The sequence below is a fragment of the Roseovarius mucosus genome, from assembly GCF_002080415.1.
GTDB lineage: Bacteria > Pseudomonadota > Alphaproteobacteria > Rhodobacterales > Rhodobacteraceae > Roseovarius > Roseovarius mucosus_A.
This window is the reverse complement of record NZ_CP020474.1, coordinates 1663817-1682500: the sequence shown is the minus strand read 5'-3', so window position 1 is coordinate 1682500 and position 18684 is coordinate 1663817. Positions and strand designations below refer to the sequence as shown.

15 protein-coding genes, 1 tRNA gene, 2 rRNA genes and 2 pseudogenes (1 of these 20 running past the window's edge) are annotated in these 18684 nt (G+C 59.8%); 14 read left to right on the top strand and 6 right to left on the bottom strand.

Annotated features, from left to right (window positions below):
• The 3 genes from ROSMUCSMR3_RS08165 to ROSMUCSMR3_RS08155 all read left to right on the top strand — a co-directional run.
• A 23S ribosomal RNA gene (locus tag ROSMUCSMR3_RS08165) occupies nt 1-1409 on the top strand (it extends 1421 nt beyond the left edge of the window).
• A gap of 198 nt (nt 1410-1607) precedes the next feature.
• Nucleotides 1608-1722: ribosomal RNA gene (gene rrf / locus ROSMUCSMR3_RS08160) — 5S ribosomal RNA — on the top strand.
• A gap of 139 nt (nt 1723-1861) precedes the next feature.
• Nucleotides 1862-1938, top strand: a tRNA-Met gene (locus tag ROSMUCSMR3_RS08155).
• Here the strand turns inward: ROSMUCSMR3_RS08155 and ROSMUCSMR3_RS08150 are convergent.
• A complete protein-coding gene (locus ROSMUCSMR3_RS08150) occupies nt 1895-3592 on the bottom strand; it encodes a recombinase family protein (protein WP_081508568.1) in 1698 nt (565 codons plus the stop codon). The genes ROSMUCSMR3_RS08155 and ROSMUCSMR3_RS08150 overlap by 44 nt on opposite strands.
• Nucleotides 3593-4292: 700 nt before the next feature.
• The gene (locus ROSMUCSMR3_RS21120; RefSeq protein ID WP_157667279.1) at nt 4293-4568 is read right to left on the bottom strand and encodes a hypothetical protein; all 276 of its coding nucleotides are present in this window, start codon (nt 4566-4568) and stop codon (nt 4293-4295) included.
• A 173-nt stretch (nt 4569-4741) separates the two neighbouring features.
• Here ROSMUCSMR3_RS21120 and istA point away from each other — a divergent pair, with 173 nt between their 5' ends.
• A complete protein-coding gene (gene istA, locus ROSMUCSMR3_RS08140; protein WP_081508579.1) occupies nt 4742-6280 on the top strand; it encodes an IS21 family transposase in 1539 nt (512 codons plus the stop codon).
• Nucleotides 6270-7061 (top strand): IS21-like element helper ATPase IstB, encoded by a 792-nt coding sequence (istB, locus tag ROSMUCSMR3_RS08135; RefSeq protein WP_081507008.1) that lies wholly within the window; start codon nt 6270-6272, stop codon nt 7059-7061. The genes istA and istB overlap by 11 nt, the downstream gene beginning before the upstream one ends.
• A gap of 142 nt (nt 7062-7203) precedes the next feature.
• Here the strand turns inward: istB and ROSMUCSMR3_RS08130 are convergent.
• Nucleotides 7204-7965: pseudogene (locus ROSMUCSMR3_RS08130) on the bottom strand (IS3 family transposase); the annotation flags it as partial.
• Entirely contained in the window at nt 7950-8216 is a 267-nt protein-coding gene (locus ROSMUCSMR3_RS21850) for a transposase (protein ID WP_335743534.1), read from the bottom strand. The pseudogene ROSMUCSMR3_RS08130 and the gene ROSMUCSMR3_RS21850, both read right to left, overlap by 16 nt.
• Nucleotides 8217-8276: 60 nt before the next feature.
• Here ROSMUCSMR3_RS21850 and ROSMUCSMR3_RS08125 point away from each other — a divergent pair.
• Nucleotides 8277-8468 (top strand): annotated as a pseudogene (locus tag ROSMUCSMR3_RS08125) (transposase); the annotation flags it as partial.
• Between the two features lie 287 nt (nt 8469-8755).
• Here the strand turns inward: ROSMUCSMR3_RS08125 and ROSMUCSMR3_RS08120 are convergent.
• Both ROSMUCSMR3_RS08120 and ROSMUCSMR3_RS08115 read right to left on the bottom strand, forming a co-directional pair.
• Nucleotides 8756-9301: a YaeQ family protein gene (locus ROSMUCSMR3_RS08120; RefSeq protein WP_081507007.1), complete on the bottom strand. Its 546-nt coding sequence runs from the start codon at nt 9299-9301 to the stop codon at nt 8756-8758.
• A 352-nt stretch (nt 9302-9653) separates the two neighbouring features.
• Nucleotides 9654-10466 (bottom strand): helix-turn-helix domain-containing protein, encoded by an 813-nt coding sequence (locus ROSMUCSMR3_RS08115; protein ID WP_037298396.1) that lies wholly within the window; start codon nt 10464-10466, stop codon nt 9654-9656.
• Nucleotides 10467-10598: 132 nt separating this feature from the next.
• Here ROSMUCSMR3_RS08115 and ROSMUCSMR3_RS08110 point away from each other — a divergent pair, with 132 nt between their 5' ends.
• The 8 genes from ROSMUCSMR3_RS08110 to ROSMUCSMR3_RS08075 are packed head-to-tail and all read left to right on the top strand — an operon-like array spanning nt 10599 to nt 18614.
• Nucleotides 10599-11336 carry an aspartate/glutamate racemase family protein gene (locus ROSMUCSMR3_RS08110; RefSeq protein ID WP_081507006.1) on the top strand — a complete coding sequence of 246 codons (738 nt, stop codon included), beginning with the start codon at nt 10599-10601 and terminating at the stop codon, nt 11334-11336.
• Between the two features lie 23 nt (nt 11337-11359).
• A complete protein-coding gene (locus ROSMUCSMR3_RS08105) occupies nt 11360-12598 on the top strand; it encodes an ABC transporter substrate-binding protein (RefSeq protein WP_081507005.1) in 1239 nt (412 codons plus the stop codon).
• Between the two features lie 13 nt (nt 12599-12611).
• Complete coding sequence (locus ROSMUCSMR3_RS08100) at nt 12612-13850, top strand: branched-chain amino acid ABC transporter permease (protein WP_008282155.1); 1239 nt, start codon at nt 12612-12614, stop codon at nt 13848-13850.
• The gene (locus ROSMUCSMR3_RS08095) at nt 13847-15037 is read left to right on the top strand and encodes a branched-chain amino acid ABC transporter permease (RefSeq protein ID WP_081507004.1); all 1191 of its coding nucleotides are present in this window, start codon (nt 13847-13849) and stop codon (nt 15035-15037) included. The genes ROSMUCSMR3_RS08100 and ROSMUCSMR3_RS08095 overlap by 4 nt, the downstream gene beginning before the upstream one ends.
• The gene (locus ROSMUCSMR3_RS08090; RefSeq protein ID WP_081507003.1) at nt 15034-15801 is read left to right on the top strand and encodes an ABC transporter ATP-binding protein; all 768 of its coding nucleotides are present in this window, start codon (nt 15034-15036) and stop codon (nt 15799-15801) included. Before ROSMUCSMR3_RS08095 ends, ROSMUCSMR3_RS08090 begins: the two co-directional genes overlap by 4 nt.
• Nucleotides 15794-16498 carry an ABC transporter ATP-binding protein gene (locus ROSMUCSMR3_RS08085; RefSeq protein ID WP_081507002.1) on the top strand — a complete coding sequence of 235 codons (705 nt, stop codon included), beginning with the start codon at nt 15794-15796 and terminating at the stop codon, nt 16496-16498. The genes ROSMUCSMR3_RS08090 and ROSMUCSMR3_RS08085 overlap by 8 nt, the downstream gene beginning before the upstream one ends.
• Nucleotides 16498-17325, top strand: coding sequence for an asparaginase (locus ROSMUCSMR3_RS08080; protein WP_081507001.1), 828 nt, complete (start codon nt 16498-16500; stop codon nt 17323-17325). The genes ROSMUCSMR3_RS08085 and ROSMUCSMR3_RS08080 overlap by 1 nt, the downstream gene beginning before the upstream one ends.
• The gene (locus tag ROSMUCSMR3_RS08075) at nt 17322-18614 is read left to right on the top strand and encodes an aspartate ammonia-lyase (protein WP_081507000.1); all 1293 of its coding nucleotides are present in this window, start codon (nt 17322-17324) and stop codon (nt 18612-18614) included. Before ROSMUCSMR3_RS08080 ends, ROSMUCSMR3_RS08075 begins: the two co-directional genes overlap by 4 nt.
• The last annotated feature ends 70 nt before the right edge of the window (nt 18615-18684 follow it).

Here is an 18684-nt window from a genome sequence, read left to right as displayed (position 1 = left end):
CCCCTAAGGCGAGGCCGAAAGGCGTAGTCGATGGGAACCAGGTTAATATTCCTGGGCCAGATGGAAGTGACGGATCTCAAAGGTTGTTCGTTCTTATCGGATTGAACGGGCCGCTCAGAGGTTCCTGGAAATAGCTCCATCGCTAGATCGTACCCGAAACCGACACAGGTGGACTGGTAGAGAATACCAAGGCGCTTGAGAGAACTATGTTGAAGGAACTCGGCAAAATACCTCCGTAAGTTCGCGAGAAGGAGGCCCGGTTTCTAGGCAACTAGAGGCTGGGGGCACAAACCAGGGGGTGGCGACTGTTTACTAAAAACACAGGGCTCTGCGAAGTCGCAAGACGACGTATAGGGTCTGACGCCTGCCCGGTGCCTGAAGGTTAAAAGGAGGGGTGAGAGCTCTGAATTGAAGCCCAGGTAAACGGCGGCCGTAACTATAACGGTCCTAAGGTAGCGAAATTCCTTGTCGGGTAAGTTCCGACCTGCACGAATGGCGTAACGACTTCCCCGCTGTCTCCAACATAGACTCAGCGAAATTGAATTGCCTGTCAAGATGCAGGCTTCCCGCGGTTAGACGGAAAGACCCCGTGCACCTTTACTATAGCTTCGCACTGGCATCAGGATTGTGATGTGCAGGATAGGTGGTAGGCTTTGAAGCAGGGACGCTAGTCCCTGTGGAGCCTCCCTTGAGATACCACCCTTCGCACTCTTGATGTCTAACCGCGGCCCGTTATCCGGGTCCGGGACCCTGCGTGGTGGGTAGTTTGACTGGGGCGGTCGCCTCCTAAAGCGTAACGGAGGCGCGCGAAGGTTGGCTCAGAGCGGTCGGAAATCGCTCGTTGAGTGCAATGGCAGAAGCCAGCCTGACTGCGAGACTGACAAGTCGAGCAGAGTCGAAAGACGGCCATAGTGATCCGGTGGTCCCAAGTGGGAGGGCCATCGCTCAACGGATAAAAGGTACGCCGGGGATAACAGGCTGATACTGCCCAAGAGTCCATATCGACGGCAGTGTTTGGCACCTCGATGTCGGCTCATCTCATCCTGGGGCTGGAGCAGGTCCCAAGGGTACGGCTGTTCGCCGTTTAAAGAGGTACGTGAGCTGGGTTTAGAACGTCGTGAGACAGTTCGGTCCCTATCTGCCGTGGGTGTAGGATACTTGAGAGGAGTTGCCCCTAGTACGAGAGGACCGGGGTGAACGAACCACTGGTGGACCTGTTGTGGCGCCAGCCGCAGTGCAGGGTAGCTATGTTCGGACAGGATAACCGCTGAAGGCATCTAAGCGGGAAGCCCCCCTCAAAACAAGGTATCCCTGAGGGCCGTGGTAGACCACCACGTCGATAGGCCGGAGATGTAAGCGCAGCAATGCGTTCAGTTGACCGGTACTAATGGCCCGATAGGCTTGATTTGATCCAGTAATAGCAAGACTGTTACAGAACAAATCAAAAGCATACACAAAACACAGAGTACTGACTTGGAAACCAATCCCCAACCGGAGCAAGACGGTTGGAGATACCCGTCCTCAACTAGCCGATAGGCGATAGGACAAAAAATGTCCTCAAGTAGCCCTCCGGGCGGTAGGACACACATAACGAGGCTTTTTCCCGGTTTGGTGGCCATAGCACAAGCGAAACACCCGGTCCCATCCCGAACCCGGCCGTTAAGCGCTGTCGCGCCAATGGTACTGCGTCTCAAGACGTGGGAGAGTAGGTCGCTGCCAAACCTGGTAAAAGCCTCGTAAAACTCATGTATCTCTCAAAAACGATCAAACCCTATTCCCATAAAATAGGCGTCAAAAAACAGCGCATAAACATGCGCCTAAAATAGTCCGAAAACCAATACCAATCAGGACTATACACCGTCGCGGGATGGAGCAGCCCGGTAGCTCGTCAGGCTCATAACCTGAAGGTCGTAGGTTCAAATCCTACTCCCGCAACCACCGTTTCCGACCCAGCCCGTGCAAAAAGCGCGGGCTTTGTCGTTTCCACATCCCCCAAAGACAAAATCCCCGCCAATTCTCCCGCAAGTTCAATGCGATGCCCGTTCAGCGCGTCAGAGGCAGGCACCATCCGGATCTCCGATATCAAGCCGCGCAGAGCTTCCGTCGCCTCCATCTTGAGACCGGGGTCTTGCAATGCCGATGACAGATTGCGAATCTTGCTCCGGTAAAGGTCCGACAGACTCGGGTGCAGCCGCAGGGCAGGGGGCTCGGGGCTTTGCTCCAGAGAGCGTTGCAACGTGGCTTTCTCCGCCTCCAGCTCGGCCATCCGGTCCTTCATGCTCGGCTGATACAGCCCGTCCTCGATGGCTGCCAGAATGCCCCTGATCTTCTTGTCGATCTGGCCGAGGTCGCGGCGGGCCTTTTCCCTGGCGGCATCCGCGCCGGCGGCTTCCGCATTGAAGGCGCGCCGGTAGTCCTCGACGAAGGTTGCAATCAACTCAGGCCGCAGCAGGCTGTCGCGCAGGCCGGTGAGCACGCGGTCCTCGACCACTTCGCGCAGGATTGTGGCGCGGTTGGTGCAAATCGCCTCGCCCTTGTTGCGGGCCCCGGCGCAGCCGTAGCGGGTTTTATTGATGAGTGTGTAGCTGGCCCCACAACAGCCGCAGACCAGAAGACCAGAAAACAGGTAGCTCGGGCGACGGGCATTCTCGGGCCGGGTATTCCCGCCCTTGACGCCGGCCGGGTTCATATCCTCGCGGATGGCGGCCTGCCGCGCCTTGACCCGCTGCCACAGCGCATCGTCGACGATCTGCAAATGGGGGACCGCCTCATTGACCAGCCCCTCTACGTCGTTCAGCCGTGATTGCCGCCTTTGTGTCTCGGGGTTCTTAGCATAGTTGAGCCGGTCCCAGATCAGCCGCCCGATATAAAGCTCGTTGTTCAGGATCCCGGTGCCCCGCTTCCAGTTCCCTGAAATCGTCGATGGCCCCCAGGTGCCAGAGCCCCTATTGCTTCTGGGACTGGAAATGCCCTCCTCGTTCAGCCTGGCCGCAATGGCACGGGCCGAATGACCGGCATCATACTCCCGAAAGATCCGTGCGACGATTGCGGCTTCTTCGGGGATGATATCGCGCTCGCCTGTCACCGGCGTGCCGTCTGCTTTAAAGGCGCGTGTTACGCTATAGCCGTAGCTGATCCCGCCCGCCGATTTGCCCTTGCGGGCGCGCCCTTCCAAACCGCGGTGGGTCTTTTGGGCGAGGTCTTTGATAAACAACGCCGACATCGTGCCCTTCAGGCCGATATGGATCTCGCTGATCTCTCCTTCCGCGACCGTCACAACCGGAATGCCAAGATACTTCATCTGCTTGTAGAAGGCGGCAATGTGTTCCTGATCCCGGCTGATCCGGTCGAGGCCTTCTGAGACGACCACATCAACCTTGCCGTTGCGCGCATCCTCGAGCAGGCGCTGATAGCCGGGCCGCATCAGCGAGACGCCGGAAATGCCTGCATCAGAATAGGCCAGCGCCAGCATCCAACCCCGATCGGTGATCAGCCGCTGGCAAACGCGCTGCTGATCCTCGATCGAGGCATTGGACTGCAGGTCGGTGGAATACCGGGCATAGGTGGCCGCGCGGAGTGTCTTTGGGGGCATCAGTTTAGTCCTCCGCTTTGGCGCGTTGATCTGCGATATCCGCTAGTGCTGCCTGCCGTGCCAACAAGCGCACGAGCTGAACAAGGCAAGCATGCGGGGCACTTTGGGGCATGGCAATAGGGTCGTTCGGAGGGGGCGTGGCGGACGATGATCTGGCACCCGGCGGCAATGCCATTGCTGGCAGCCCCGCCTTTTGCGCATATCTCTTCCGGTCCCGTGCCATTGGCCGAGTGCTCCTGCCCGTCCTGAATCTGGCTCAGGCGGGGTATCTTGATGTTGATCCGGCCGGAAATCTGTCCGGCGGTGTTGAGATCAATATAAAGCATGGCGAGCCTCAGGGATCGGAGGAAAGAGTATCAAATTGCGGGTGGGTGTTGAAATACTGTGGATAACCAATGGGTTGGAAAAACTGTGGTGCAAACTTTGCTTTGAAAACGAGGCAAAGAAATAACCGAGAAAAAGAAAAAACTTAAAAAGACCAAAAATCCGTATTTTCTGTCCTGCCCTGAAACAAAGAAACTGAAAACAACTTCATCCTGTCTTTGCAAGAACGGAAAAACCCTCTCCCTTCCGCAAAAACCGAACAACCAAAAAAACCGAAAAACCAAAACCACCTGAACAACCCCAAGAACAAAAAACGCGGTCCATCTTCTAATTCAGAGCACCGTCTTGTTGCGGATCGAAGAACTTGGCCTGACCGTTATGTCGGCTCGTCCCTCAATCGCTCCAGATCGACAATCCCGCACCTCAGCCGCTCCGCCTCATCGCCGGGTGCAACTTGCCCTGGATAGCCCAGCGAGACATTGCGGATCCGGGTTCGGCCTTGGCGTATCTCGGCCGCATGGTGCGTATGTCCGAAGAGCCAGACATCGGGCTGGAACCGATCAATCATCGCGCGCAGGTCAGAGCCGTAGACCCCATCGAGATCACAGGGCGTCTCGCCGATCAGATCGGGGTGGGGGCAATGATGGGTCACAACGACCGTCTGCCCCTCGAAAGGAGTGGACAGCTGGGTCTCGATCCAGGCCCGATGATCTGTTGATTGCCACTGAGAATTGACCCGGCAAAGGCTAAAATTGTCACTGAGAATTGACCCATGTGCAACCTTGCCCCGGCTTGAACCAGCTGGGGGCATTTGGAGTGATCGACATGGGATTTTTGAAGGTTATCAGGACATGGGCGCTGCGAGACAAGATGCCCATTCGCGAGATTGCTCGGCGCACGGGCATATCGCGTAACACAATCAAGAAGTATTTGCGGGAGGGGATTGTTGAGCCTGCGTTTCAGACGCCGGATCGTCCGAGCAAGCTGGATCCCTATGCCAAGCAACTGACAGCATGGCTCACGACCGACCAGCGCAAATCACGCAAAGAACGCCGGACGGCGAAGCTGATGCACGCCGATCTGGTAAAGCTTGGATATGACGGCTCCTACGAGCGCGTTGCAGCCTTCGTTCGCCAATGGAAAGGCGAACGGCAGCGCGCGCATCACACGACGGATCGGGGAACTTTCGTGCCGCTGGTGTTTGCACCTGGCGAGGCGTTCCAATTCGACTGGAGCGAGGACTGGGCCTATGTCGGGGCTGAGCGCATCAAACTACAGGTCGCGCATATCAAGCTATCCCACAGCCGCGCCTTTCTGGTTCGGGCGTATTTGCTGCAAACACATGAGATGCTGTTTGACGCGCATTGGCATGCGTTCCGCGTCTTCGAAGGCGTCCCGGGCCGCGGCATCTATGACAATATGAAGACCGCCGTCGACAAAGTTGGACTTGGTAAGAAGCGCGATGTGAATGCGCGGTTCACGGCGATGACCAGTCATTATGTCTTCGATCCCGAGTTCTGTAACCCGGCCGCAGGATGGGAGAAAGGGCAGGTCGAGAAGAATGTGCGCGACGCGCGCCATCGCATGTGGCAGCTGATGCCGACCTTTCCGGATCTGGGCGCGCTGAATGACTGGCTGGAAGAGCGCTGCAAGCTGCTGTGGGCTGAGACGGCCCATGGCAGGTTGCCTGGAAGCATCGCCGATGTGTGGGAGGCTGAGAAGCCTGCGCTTATGCCGCTCCCCACAATGTTCGATGGTTTTGTCGAGGAAAGAAAGCGCGTCTCGCCGACCTGCCTGATCACCTTTGATCGCACCCGTTATTCTGTGCCCGCCAGTTTTGCGAACCGCCCTGTCAGTCTGCGCATTTACCCTGAGCGGTTGATAGTTGTCGCCGAGGGGCATGTGATTTGCACGCATGAGCGCATCATCGACCGGTCGCACCGCCAGCCTGGGCGCGTCATCTATGACTGGCGCCATTATCTGGCCGTGGTCCAGCGCAAACCCGGGGCGCTGCGCAATGGGGCACCCTTTGCCGAGATGCCAGAGGCCTTCCGCAAGTTGCAGGGACAGATGCTGCGCAGGCCTGGTGGGGACCGTGAGATGGTCGATATTTTGTCGCTTGTTCTGCACCATGACGAGCAGTCTGTGCTTCGCGCAGTGGAAATGGCTCTGGAGGCCGGCGTGCCCACAAAGACCCATGTGCTGAACCTGCTCCACAGGTTGGTAGACGGAAAACCGACCGACCAGCCCGATATAACGCCGCCGTCGGCCCTCTCTCTGAGCAAGGAACCTGAGGCCAATGTTGCACGCTATGACGGACTGCGACAGGCTCAGAATAAGGGAGGCACGCGCCATGCGTCATGATCCCGCCGGAGCAGCCATCGTCATCATGCTGCGTAGCCTCAAAATGCCCGGGATGGCGCAGGCCGTGGGCGATCTCATCGAGCAAGGGTCGCCCGCGTTCGTGTCCGCCATGCCGATCCTGTCGCAACTGCTCAAGGCCGAAATGGCCGAGCGGGAGGTGCGCTCGATCGCCTATCACATGAAGGCTGCCCGCTTCCCGGCATACAAGGACTTGTCCGCCTTCGACTTCGCGGCCAGTGAAATGCGGGAAGCTCTGGTCCGCCAGCTCCATCGATGCGAGTTCATGGATGCCGCTGAAAATGTGGTCCTGATCGGCGGTCCCGGCACGGGGAAATCGCATGTGGCTACGGCCCTCGGCATCCAAGCCATCGAACATCACCGCAAGCGCGTGCGCTTCTTCTCAACGGTCGAGTTGGTTAATGCCCTGGAGCAGGAAAAGGCTCAGGGCAAGGCCGGAAAGATTGCCGAGGCGCTGGTCAAAACCGACCTCGTGATCCTCGATGAGTTGGGATATTTGCCGTTCAGTGCCTCCGGCGGGGCCTTGCTCTTCCATCTTCTGAGCAAACTCTACGAGCGCACCAGCGTCATCATAACCACCAACCTGAGCTTCGCCGAGTGGGCTACGGTCTTTGGTGACGCCAAAATGACCACCGCGCTGCTCGATCGCCTCACCCACCGCTGCCACATTCTGGAGACCGGCAATGACAGCTACCGCTTCAAGGCCAGCTCAGAAACAGCGAAAAAGAAACGGAAGGAAACACCAGCATTGACGCCATCATGATACGCAGAACATAACCACTGGGCGGGTCAGTTCTCGGTGACAATGCCGGGTCAATTCTCAGTGGCAATCAACACGGGGTGAAGGTCTGCGCGAACTCGGCGGGCGTTTGCCAGCCGAGGCGGGAATGGGGGCGTTCGGTGTTCTAGTCCTTGCGCCAGGCGGCCAGCGTGACGCGAGCATGGTTCAGGGACGGAAACAGGATCTCGTTCAGCAGCTCATCGCGTAGTCGACCGTTGAAGCTTTCGATGAAGGCATTCTGGGTCGGCTTGCCTGGCGCGATGTAATGCCAGTCGATCTTGCGGTCATCGGTGAAGGTCAGGATCGCGTTCGAGGTGAACTCGGCCCCATTGTCGCTGACCACTGTTCCGGGCTTTCCACGGGCCTCGAACAGCGTCGCCAGTTCACGCGCCACTCTGGCCCCGGACAGCGAAGTGTCGGCGATGAGCGCGAGGCATTCGCGGGTGCAGTCATCGACCACGGTTAGGAGTCTGAACCGGCGGCCATCCGTCAGTTGATCGGATACGAAGTCCAACGACCAGCGCTGGTTCGGCATCAGCGGCAACACCATCGGGGCCCGTGTTCCCATGGCACGTTTGCGCCCACCGCGACGGCGCACATGCAGCCGCTCTTCGCGGTAGATGCGGAACAGCCGCTTGTGATTGACCTCATGGCCCTCACGCCGCAAAAACACATGCAGACGCCGATAGCCGAACCTGCGGCGAACTCGTGCCAGTTCCTTCAGCCTCTCCCGCAGCGCGGGATCATCCTGCCGGATCGCCTCATAGCGCATTGTCATCCTGCAGCAGCCGATGACGCGACACGCCCGCCGTTCGCTCATCCCGTGGCCTTCCACAAGATGCGCGACCGCTTGCCGCTTCGCAGCGGGCGTCACCATTTTTTTTCGAGCAAGTCTTTCAGAGCCGAGTTGTCCAACATGGCGTCGGCGAGCAGCTTCTTCAGCTTCCCGTTCTCATCCTCAAGCGCCTTCAGACGCTTCGCCTCACTGACATCCATGCCGCCATACTTGGCTTTCCATTTATAGACAATTGCATCGCTGACACCGTGCTTGCGGCACAGATCGGCCACGGAAATACCAGCCTCATGCTCTTTCAGGACGCCAATGATCTGATCTTCGGTAAATCTGCTGCGCTTCATCTCTGGTCCTTTCGGTTGGGCCAGAGTCTATCTCAAACTGGATTAGATGCAGGGGGCAACGTCACCCTGCGCCGCAGCACGGTCGAGCATCCTTTCGGGACGATCAAGGCCTGGATGAGGACAACCCATTTCCTGATGCGCCGCCTGAAAAACGTGCGCACCGAGATGGCGCTGAACGTGCTAGCCTACAACATCAAGTGCATGGTTGCCTTGGTCGGGATCAAGCGTCTGATGGCGGCGATGCCGGCCTGAAAGGGGAAACATTGCTCCCCCAAACCGGCCAAACTGCCCTCATCGGCGCAATATCCGCGCCACCGGCGGATTGCATGAACCCGATCAGGCCAAAAGGCCTGCTACGAAACCAACACATCGCAAGCCGCTCGTAGCGCGAGAGTTTCCACACAGCCTGGGCCCAAAGCCGCCGTCTGTCACCGTGATCGGCGCTGTGGTGCAGCTTACCCGGTGCGGACATTGGCGCGCTGGAGTTAACTGTGTTCAATTCGGGCGCCTCCGGTCCAGTATGCGACAGTTACGGCAACCTATGTTACGTCCTTCCATGTGTCGGGCGTGACGTAGACGACACGATCATCGACGCTGACCATTACATCCCCGTCCTGAATATTGACCTGGAGTTTCATCGCGCGGTTGGCCAGTTTTGCCAATGTGGCCGTATCGGCCTCCGAGAAATTGACGACACGGAGATTGTCGAAACGAGTGGTGCCGTTCTTGACCTTGTCCCACCACATTTCGGCAATTCTGCCGCCATAGGGGTAGACAATCACCTTTGCGGCCTTGTTGCAGGACTGCCGCATGACTTTCTCGCTTGGAAGCCCAAGTGCCACGCACAAATTGATCTCGCCACTCAGACTCTTCTGCCAGATGTCAGGCTCGTCGTCCGTCGAAAGTCCCTTGGTCATTTCCAGATGCTCGTGGGCATTCAGCGCGAAGGCGACGATGCGCACCATCAGTCGCTCGTCCGTCTCCGAGGGGTGTTTTGCAACGGTCAGTTTATGGGTCTCGTAATAGTGGCGATCCATGTCAGAGACCGACAGTTCAATTTTGTAAATGGTGGCATTCTGCGCCATGATCTTTCCCAAACCTTCAAGGATCGGACTGCCTACCCCGTCCGGTGATCCTTGGGAAGCAGATATAGGGCCCGCAATCAGCCAAGCGGCAACGCAGCGTGCCCCAAATGGAGGACGTCACCGTTAACATCGTCGGTCCGAGTCCGCGCCGCTTAACCGCTTCCAGCCCTGAGCGGCCGCTCGAACCCGAGATGTGTTTCTCTCGCCTTCCCCCATACCAGCCGCTCGACGTGAGAGCTGCGCCCCTGAAGGCCTCCCGCACTGATCACTGATCGGGCATGGGCCAAAAGAACCTTCGGCACTTCTTTGTCCACGCTCTTTGGCACCGATAGTGGAAAGGCGACGGATAAACCTACGGGACCGAGGGGTTATGCGCCTGAAACCCGAAGGGCCCCGAAGTACGGTTGTCGATCATCGGCAGAATATGTCCAGGAAGATCAGGATCATCCGGGGCCAAGAGCCCGACCCGGCGCAGGTTGGCAATCAGGCTCGCGCGGGGCGGCGTGCGCTCCAGATACGTGCGCACGGCGCATGGCACGTGATCGCGATTGGCCGAGACGCCGACCTTCACCCCGTGCAGCACCCGCCAGCGAAAGCTGTAGTCGGGGTAGAGCACGGTCTGCGTCACCTCGATCCCGGCGCCGGTTTCATAATCGTTCATGAACACCCTGTCGCCCGTCATAAGGGCAAGGCCCTGATAGCGGAAATGTCGGGTGACGACGGTCTTGGGGTCGCCGATACGCTCAAGACGGCTGTAGAACAGATGCTCTCCCTCGGGTGCAAAACTCACCAGCGAACGAATGACCATCCCCGGCGTAGACATCGACCAGTAATATTCGAAGAAGCTTCCCGAAAGCTGAAAGATGCGGGGGTCATTGCGCGCAAGAATGCGGTCGAAATGCATCCGCAAAACGCGTGAAAAATTGTCCGACGACAGGCCGCGCAACTTCACGATGGCCGCAAAATCGGGCGGTGGCAGCCGGATCTCATATTCCTCTACACCGAAGTAATCGCAAATCCGCCGCAAAAGCGCGGTGCGTGGAGAGGAACTTCCCGCCAGATAGCGATTAAGCTGACTGCGGTTCAACCCGATATCCCGGGCCACCGTCGAGATGGACGGTCGATAGCTGCACAGCAGGCGCAGATTTGTAGACAGGTCGGACATGATGCTAATTGGCCCTGTTTCTGCACCGCAATGCACCAAAATGCAACGATTTGCGAAATTGTCAAGCGGCATGGCCTGACCCCAGTCTGTGCATCAAGGGGCATCAGACCCCAACCCTCGGGGATGTGATTCATGGACAGAACTGCCCGCGTCGCGGCGTGTCGCGCCACAATTGGGATTGTCGCGGGCTCGGGCCCCGAAGCAGGAATTGACCTTTGGGCCAAGATCCTGCGTCGCAACGCTGCCGCTCTGGGGCCTGCTTTCCGGGGCGATCTGGATGCGCCGCGCGTGGTTGTGTTGTCCGAACCACAGCTTGGACTGTCGATGGACCTTGCGGCCAATGAAGGCACGGTTTGGGACGCGATGCAAAGCACAGCCACCCGCATCGCGGGGCAGTCGGACGCATGGGCAATCGCCTGTAACACGTTGAACTGGTTTGCCCCCCGTATTGCCAGCCTTGAGTTGCCGGCGGAATTCGTCAGCTTCCCCGGCGTGGTCGCCGATTGGGTTGCCAGTTCTGGACTTCGTCGCATTGGCCTTTTGGGCGCGGCACCTGTGACCGAAATGGGCGCATGGTCGGCCTATCGAGACCTTGCCGGGCTGGTCGAAATCGAAACCCCCGCCGACCGCGCCGTATTGCAGGATCTGATCCATGACGTGAAGCGGCTTGGCTCGGCCGATCCGGATCTGCGGCCGCGCTTTGCCCGGATTGTTGAGGCGATGCAGGCCGAGACCCTGCTTTTGGCCTGCACCGAACTGCCGCTGATCGCCGATGTTTCAACTTCGAAAACGCTCGTCGATGTGACCGATCTGGTCGCTGACGCGCTTGTTGCGCGCTCCCTTGCGGGAAGGGACTGCGCTGTCATTTAACCCGCTCAACAGGAGAACGACGTATGAAGAAACTGCTTCTGACGGCAAGCGCTCTTGCGCTTGCAGCGGGCGCCGCAAGCGCCCAGGCCGCCTGCCCAATCAAGATCGGTGCCACCGCTCCTTTGTCGGCACCTGGTGCTGTCACTGGCGGCGAGGCGATGCGGGATGCCATGGCTATCGCCGAAGCCGACATCAATGCAGCCGGGGGCGTGCTGGGGTGTGAGGTGCAGGTTGTCGTGGCCGATGACGAAGGGTTGCCCGAACGTGGTCGCGCCGTGATGGAACGCCTGATTGCCCAAGATCAGGTTGTCGCCGTGGGCGGCGGCTATCATTCGTCTGTCGGGCTTGCAAATATGGAAGTGGCCGATGCTGCGGGCATTCCCGTGGTCTATGCCGAGACTTGGAACGACGGGATCACCGGCGCCGGACTGAAACACATCTTCCGCATTGCGCCCTTGTCATCCGAAGTCGCCGCAATCTTCTCGAGCTTTGCCGCCACGGTGCCTGGGGTGAAAAAAGTGGTGATGGTGGCCGAAAACACCGACTACGGCCTGCCCGCGTCGGAACAGACCAAAGCGGGGCTGGACAAGGCGGGCATCGCCTCGTCGGTCTATACCGTCGATATCGGGACGCAGGATTTTTCTGGGATCATCGAGCGAATCAAGGCCGAAGACCCGGATATGATCATCCAGCTCTTGACGGGCGAGGCAAGCTACAACTTTACCCAACAATCCGCCGAGGCCGGGATTGGCCCGCAGGATCTGCCCACCACCTGCGATCAGGCGGCGCTGGAATCCGGGGCCTTCTGGCAGAACGTGCCTGATGGCAACCTGTGCTTTGTCAATGCCGTTGGTCTGCCGCGCGCACTGTACAATGACAAGACCAATGCCTTTGTCGCGGCCTACACCGCCAAGACCGGCAAATCGGCAGCCGAGTCCTACGCGATGGAGGCGTATGACTCGATCATGATCCTTGCAGAGGCCATGAAGATTGCCGGGTCCACAGAGGGCGACGCCATCGTCACCGCGCTAGAGAACATAACCTATCAGGGCGTTCTGGGCGAGATTACCTTCCCCTACAACTCGGCCAACCCGCCCGCCACTGCCGGAGTTCCAGACTATTTCTGGCATCAGTTCCCGAACCCGGCTGTGACCATGGTTCAATACCAAGCACCGGGACAACTGGCCGCCGATGCGCCCAATGTCTTCCCACCAGTCTACAAGACGGGCGAGCCGATCTGGCCTGCCTCTGTGCAGCAGTAAGAGGGGCGAGCAGATGGACCATCCGGGGTTCTTTTCCTTGGCCATTCTCTGGATGGTCCTTTGGGGCGCAATCGGCGGGGCGGTCATCCACCGCGCCTATCTGGCCCGCGATCTGGATGTGACCGCCGCCCGCACGGTCGGCGTGGCGGTCGGGGCGGCGACGGGGCCTTTCGGCCTTGTCCCGCTTTACCTGCGGACCCCGACACTAACCCGCGCGTGGCAGGCTCTGCCATGGATCGCAGTGGTAGCGGTGTTTCTGTTCGCCTTTCGGGCGGCTGACCCCGATAATGTCTGTTTCACCTCGGGGGCCTTTGTCACCTCGCAATTGGTGAACGGGCTGATCATGGGCACGATCTATGGGCTGATGGCGCTGGGTCTGGCGCTGATCTTTTCGATCATCGGCATCGTCAGCTTTTCGCATGGCGAATTCTACATGATCGGCGGCATGGTGGTCTACTACATGACCGAAGTCTGGGCACCCGGCCTTGGACCTATTGCCGCCGTGATTGCGGCCTGTGCGGTCACCTTTGGCATCGGTGCGGCGTTCGAGCGGGCCTTTTTCACGCCGATCTATGCAGGAAAGGTCGAGCGCCCGAATGAATACGCGATCCTAGTCACATTCGGTCTGGCCTTTTTCCTGCAGTATCTGGTGCAGGGGCTTTCGGGTGCAAACCCTGTCAAGGCCTCGCCCTTTTTCGAACTGCCGCGCAGCGAATGGCCCGCAGGCGCGCCGATTATCGAAACCACCCGCTCCAACATCGAGCTGTTCGACACCATCTCGATTTCCACTCCGCGCCTGACGGCGGCGATCCTGTCGGTCGTGATGCTGCTGGCGCTGATCTGGTTCTTGTACAACACTTGGACGGGCCGCGCCTTGCGGGCAACCGCGCAGGACAGGCAAGCGGCGGCGGTCGCGGGCATCAATCCGGGGCGCATGAACATGCTGGCCTTCGGGTTGGGTTGCATGCTGGCGGGGCTGGCGGGTGCGGTGCTGGTGCAGGCCTTTTCCTGGCTGCCCCAAACGGGTGCCATCCCGGCGTTGCGCGCCTTTGTCATCATCGTGCTGGGCGGTCTTGGATCTTTGCCCGGAGCCTTTATCGGCGGGTTGATCCTTGGTCTGGTCGAGGCGGCAGGCGCGGGCTGCGTGCCTGACCCGACCCGGGCCGCGGCCTATCTGCCAGCCTATGGCATGATCATCCTGACCCTTGTCCTTCTTTTGCGCCCGCAGGGTCTTTTCGGGAGGAAAGCATGATTTCCCATGCCCCCAAAATTGCCGGATATGTCGCGGCGGCCCTTCTGGTGCTGTTCCCGCTGGTCTATTCCGCAGGCAATTATGACTTCGTGATGCATCTGTGGATCACGGCCTTTTACTACGCCGTCCTTGCGTCTAGTTGGGCCTTGCTGGCGGGCTATGGCGGCCAGTTTTCCTTTGCCCATCTCGCCTTCATGGCACTGGGGGCTTACGGCGCGGGCATTCTGGACAACTACGTCTTTCTGACGTCTCTGCCGACGGGCACCTGCACGGAATTCGGCTTTCTGGGCACCAACATCGTTTTTCTACCCCCATCGGGCACCGGCGATGCTGCGGCCTGCCTGACCGCCGCCCGCGCGACATGGCCCGAGGGCGCAACCGTCAGCCGCTTTCCCCTGATCCTGCAAATCGCCTTTGGGGCCATCGTCGGTGGTGGGGCGGGTTGGTTGATCGGCACGTTGGTGCTGCGCCTGCGGGCGGCCTATCTGGCGCTGTTCACCGTGGGGCTGTCTGAAATCCTGCGTGCGGTCCTGTCGGCGGAAATCTGGCTGACCCGTGGGCAGGCCGGCATGCCGATGTCGCCGCTGTTCCCCGATGGCATCACTATCCTTGGCACGACCTATGGCCCCGCGGCCAAGCTGCCCGCCTATTACGTCATGCTGGCACTGTTCCTTGGGACGCTTGCGCTGCTTTTATGGGTCGCGCGGTCGTGCATCGGGCTGTTCCTGCGCTCGCTGCGCGAGGATGAAGATGCGGCCGAGGCGCTTGGCGTCGATACGGTCAAATGGAAACGCGCGGTCTTTGTCCTGACCGCCGCCATCGCGGCCACGGCGGGGGCGGTGCAGGGGCATTATGTTGGCCTCATCACCCCAAACACCATCGTCCTTTTGCAAATGTCGCTGGTCATCGCCATGGCGGTTATCGGCGGGCTTGAGAACGTGGTGGCCGCAGCCGTCGGCGCGATCCTGATCTCTTTCGCGCTGGAATTCCTGCGCACCGATTTCACCATTCTGGGCCTTGAGATCGACATGACGACATGGCGGCTGGTGTTCTTTGGCCTGCTTTTGATGCTGACCCTGCGGTTCTTGCGCAATGGCGTGATCCAAGGGGCGTTGATGTGGATCGAAAGGCGCGGTGTGGGCGCGGAAACCGTCGCCAAGCGGCGCGCAGCGGAGGAGGCGAAATGATCACCCTTGACGTCAAAGACATAACCAAGACATTCGGCAGCCATCGCGTGTTGAAAGGCGTCAGCTTTCGCATCGAAGGGCCGGAACTGGTCGGCCTGATCGGCCCCAACGGTGCGGGCAAGACGACGCTGACCAATGTGCTGGACGGCGCGATCAAGCCTGACGGCGGCACGATCCGCCTGAACGGCACAAGGATCGATCCGCTGCACCCCTATGAAATCGCCCGCGCCGGGCTGGGGCGTACCTTTCAGGTGACGCGCGCCTTTCGGCGGATGACCGTGCTGGAAAATCTGTACGTTCCCGCCATGGCCATGGATGCGCGGGTAAACCACAAGGAGATGGAGGAAAAGGCCAACGAAATCCTTGCCTTTCTGACGATCGACCACCTGCGCAACGAATATGGCCGCGCGCTATCGGGCGGGCAGCAGAAGCTGCTGGAACTGGGACGCCTGCTGATGCTGAACCCGGATGTCTACATCCTGGACGAACCCTTTGCAGGCGTGCATCCCAGCCTGATGGCCACGATCTACAAATGGATCGAGCGGGTGAATGGCGAGGGCAAGGCGATCATCCTGATCTCGCACCAGATGGAATCGATCTTTACCCTCTGCCGTCGCTTGCTGGTGCTGAACTTCGGCGACCTGATCGCCGATGGGCCACCCGCCATCGTCAAGAATGATCCTGCCGTGATCGACGCCTATCTGGGGGTCGAGGAAGACATGTCGGGCACCGGCCTGCTGACGCAGGAGGCAACCCATGCTTGAAGTGCGCAATATGGACGTGGGCTATTACCGCGACCTCAACATCCTGTCATCGCTGAACCTTGATGTGAAACCGGGGCAGATCTTTACCATCCTTGGCGCGAATGGTGTGGGCAAATCCACCTCGCTCAAGGCAATCTATGGCTTTCTGCGCCCCAATGGCGGCACAATCCATCTGAATGGTCAGCCGCTGATCGACGTGCCGACGCATGAACGGATCAACCTTGGCCTTGCCTATATCCCGCAGCACCCCGGCATCTTCCGCGAAATGACGGTCGAGGAAAACCTGCTGCTGGGCGCATGGACCTTTCGCCGCGACAAGGCCCGGATTGCGGAAAAGCTGGACGAACAATACAGCCGCTTTCCGGTGCTGAAGGAAAAGCGCCGCCAGCCGTCGGGGCAGCTTTCGGGCGGGCAGCAACGCATGATCGAGATCGGCCGCACCCTGATGGGCAATCCAAAGGTCCTTTTGGTCGACGAACCCACAGCGGGCCTGTCCAAGACCTATGCCGAAGAGGTCTATCAAATGCTGCGCGATCTCCGCGACCGTGACAATCTGGGCATCCTTCTGGTCGATCAGGAAATCCGCCACGCCCTGCGCATCGCCGATTACGTCTATGTCCTCGAACTGGGCCGCAACAAATTCGAAGGCCCGCCATCCGAATTCGGCGACCTGCAAAAAGCATTCTGGGTGGGCTGATGCGTTTGATACACACTGGCGGCACGATCGGCATGGTGCCGTCGCCGCAAGGCCTTGTCCCCGCAATGAAGTTGGTCGAGGCGGCTGTGGGCGAACGGGCGCGGGTCACGGTCCTTGATCCGCTGGTCGACAGCGCAGCCATTGGCGCGGCAGACTGGAACCGCCTGCTTGACCTGATTGAGACCGCTGACGATCCAGTCATCGTGACCCATGGCACCGACACCATGGCCTATACCGGCGCGGCGCTGTCCCAAGCGCTGGCCGGTCGGGATGCGCCGGTCATCCTGTGCGGTGCGATGGCCCCGCTGGGCACCGGCGGCGATGCCGAAGCGAACCTTGATTTGGCATTGTCGGCACAACCCGGCCCCGGCGTCTGGTTGGCCTTTGCCAACCGCTTGATCCCTGCTGCGGGCTTGGTGAAACATGACAGCCACGGGGCCGACAGCTTTCGCGCCGTGCCGCAGGCACCCCTGTCTCTGCCTCCAGCCCGCCGGTTCGGCGCGGCCCGAATTGGCATCCTGACCCTGACGCCGGGCATTCCGGCAGCGATGGTCGCAGCTGCCTTGTCCGAACTTGACGGCTGTGTGCTGCGGGTTTTTGGCGCGGGAACCGCACCGCCCGATCCGGCGCTTTATCGGGCGTTGTCAGAGGCCCATCAACGTGGATGTGCCTTACGGGCCGTTTCTGCCTGTGAGGCCGGGGGCCTTGTCCCCGGTGCCTATGCGGCAGGGGCCGCCCTTTGGGGGGCTGGTGTACAGAACGGCGGTCTGGACACTGCAGAGGCAGCCTTTGTCCGGCTCTGGCTCCACCATTCGACAGGCGCATGATGCGGCAGGACAAGGATTCGCTGGGGAGTATCAATATCCCCGATCACGCGCTCTGGGGCGCACAAACCCAGCGCGCAGTCGAGAACTTTCGCGCCAGCGGCATTCCCATCAGCCATTTCCCGTCGCTGATCCGGGCGCTTGCACAGGTCAAGCGGGCTGCGGCAGCCGTAAACGGGTCTCAGAGGCGGCTGGACCCGGCGCTTGCCCGCGCCATCATGCAGGCCGCCGATGAGGTGATCGGGGGCACGCATGTGGCGCATTTTCCCGTCGATGTCCTGCAGGGAGGTGCCGGGACGTCATCGAACATGAATATGAACGAAGTTCTGGCCAACCGGGCTTTGGAAATCCTGGGGCATCCGCGCGGCGCGTATCATGTCTTGCACCCGAATGACCATGTGAACCTGTGCCAATCCACCAACGACGTTTATCCGACAGCGATCAGGCTGGCGTTGATGGCCGAGACGGTCGGCCTACAAACTGCGCTGACCGGTCTTGCAGAGGCGTTCGCGGCCAAGGGCACCGAATTTGCGGGGATCGAAAAGCTGGGCCGCACCCAGCTGCAGGATGCCGTCCCAATGACCCTTGGGCAAGAATTCAACGCCTTTGCCAACACGCTGCGCGAAGATGTCGAGCGGCTGGACGAAATTCCTCGGCTGTTCGCAGAGGTCAATCTCGGCGGCACGGCCATAGGCACCGGCCTGTTGGCACCGGAGTCCTATCGCGCTGCGGTGGTTCCTGAATTGGCGCGGCTGACGGGCCTGCCGCTGACCCCGGCTCAGGACCTGATCGAAAGCTCGTGGGACACCGGCGCTTTCGTTCTCTTCTCGGGGCTCTTGAAACGCACGGCGACAAAGCTGTCGAAGATCGCCAATGACCTTAGGCTGTTGTCGTCGGGCCCGCGAGGTGGGCTGGGAGAGATCAGCTTGCCCGCGATGCAGCCAGGATCCTCAATCATGCCCGGCAAGGTGAACCCAGTCATCCCCGAGATGGTCAATCAGATCGCCTTTCAGGTGCTTGGGGCTGATCTGACAGTGACAATGGCCGCCGAAGCCGGACAGTTGCAACTCAATGCCTTTGAGCCGGTCATCGCCTATAACCTGCTCACGGCGCTGACACTTCTTCCCCGGGGTGCCACGGCGCTGGCCCAGCTTTGTGTGGATGGACTGACAGCTAACCCCGAAACTTGCCGCGCCCATCTTGACCGGTCGACGGCCCGCGTGACCGCAATGGTTCCAGAGATCGGCTATGCGCGGGCAGCGGAATTGGCGAAGGAATTGCTGCTACGTTAGAAATGCTAACGCTGATTGAGCGCCGTTCAGGCATGAGCGTAGAATTCCGATGGCGCATATCTAGCCTGCA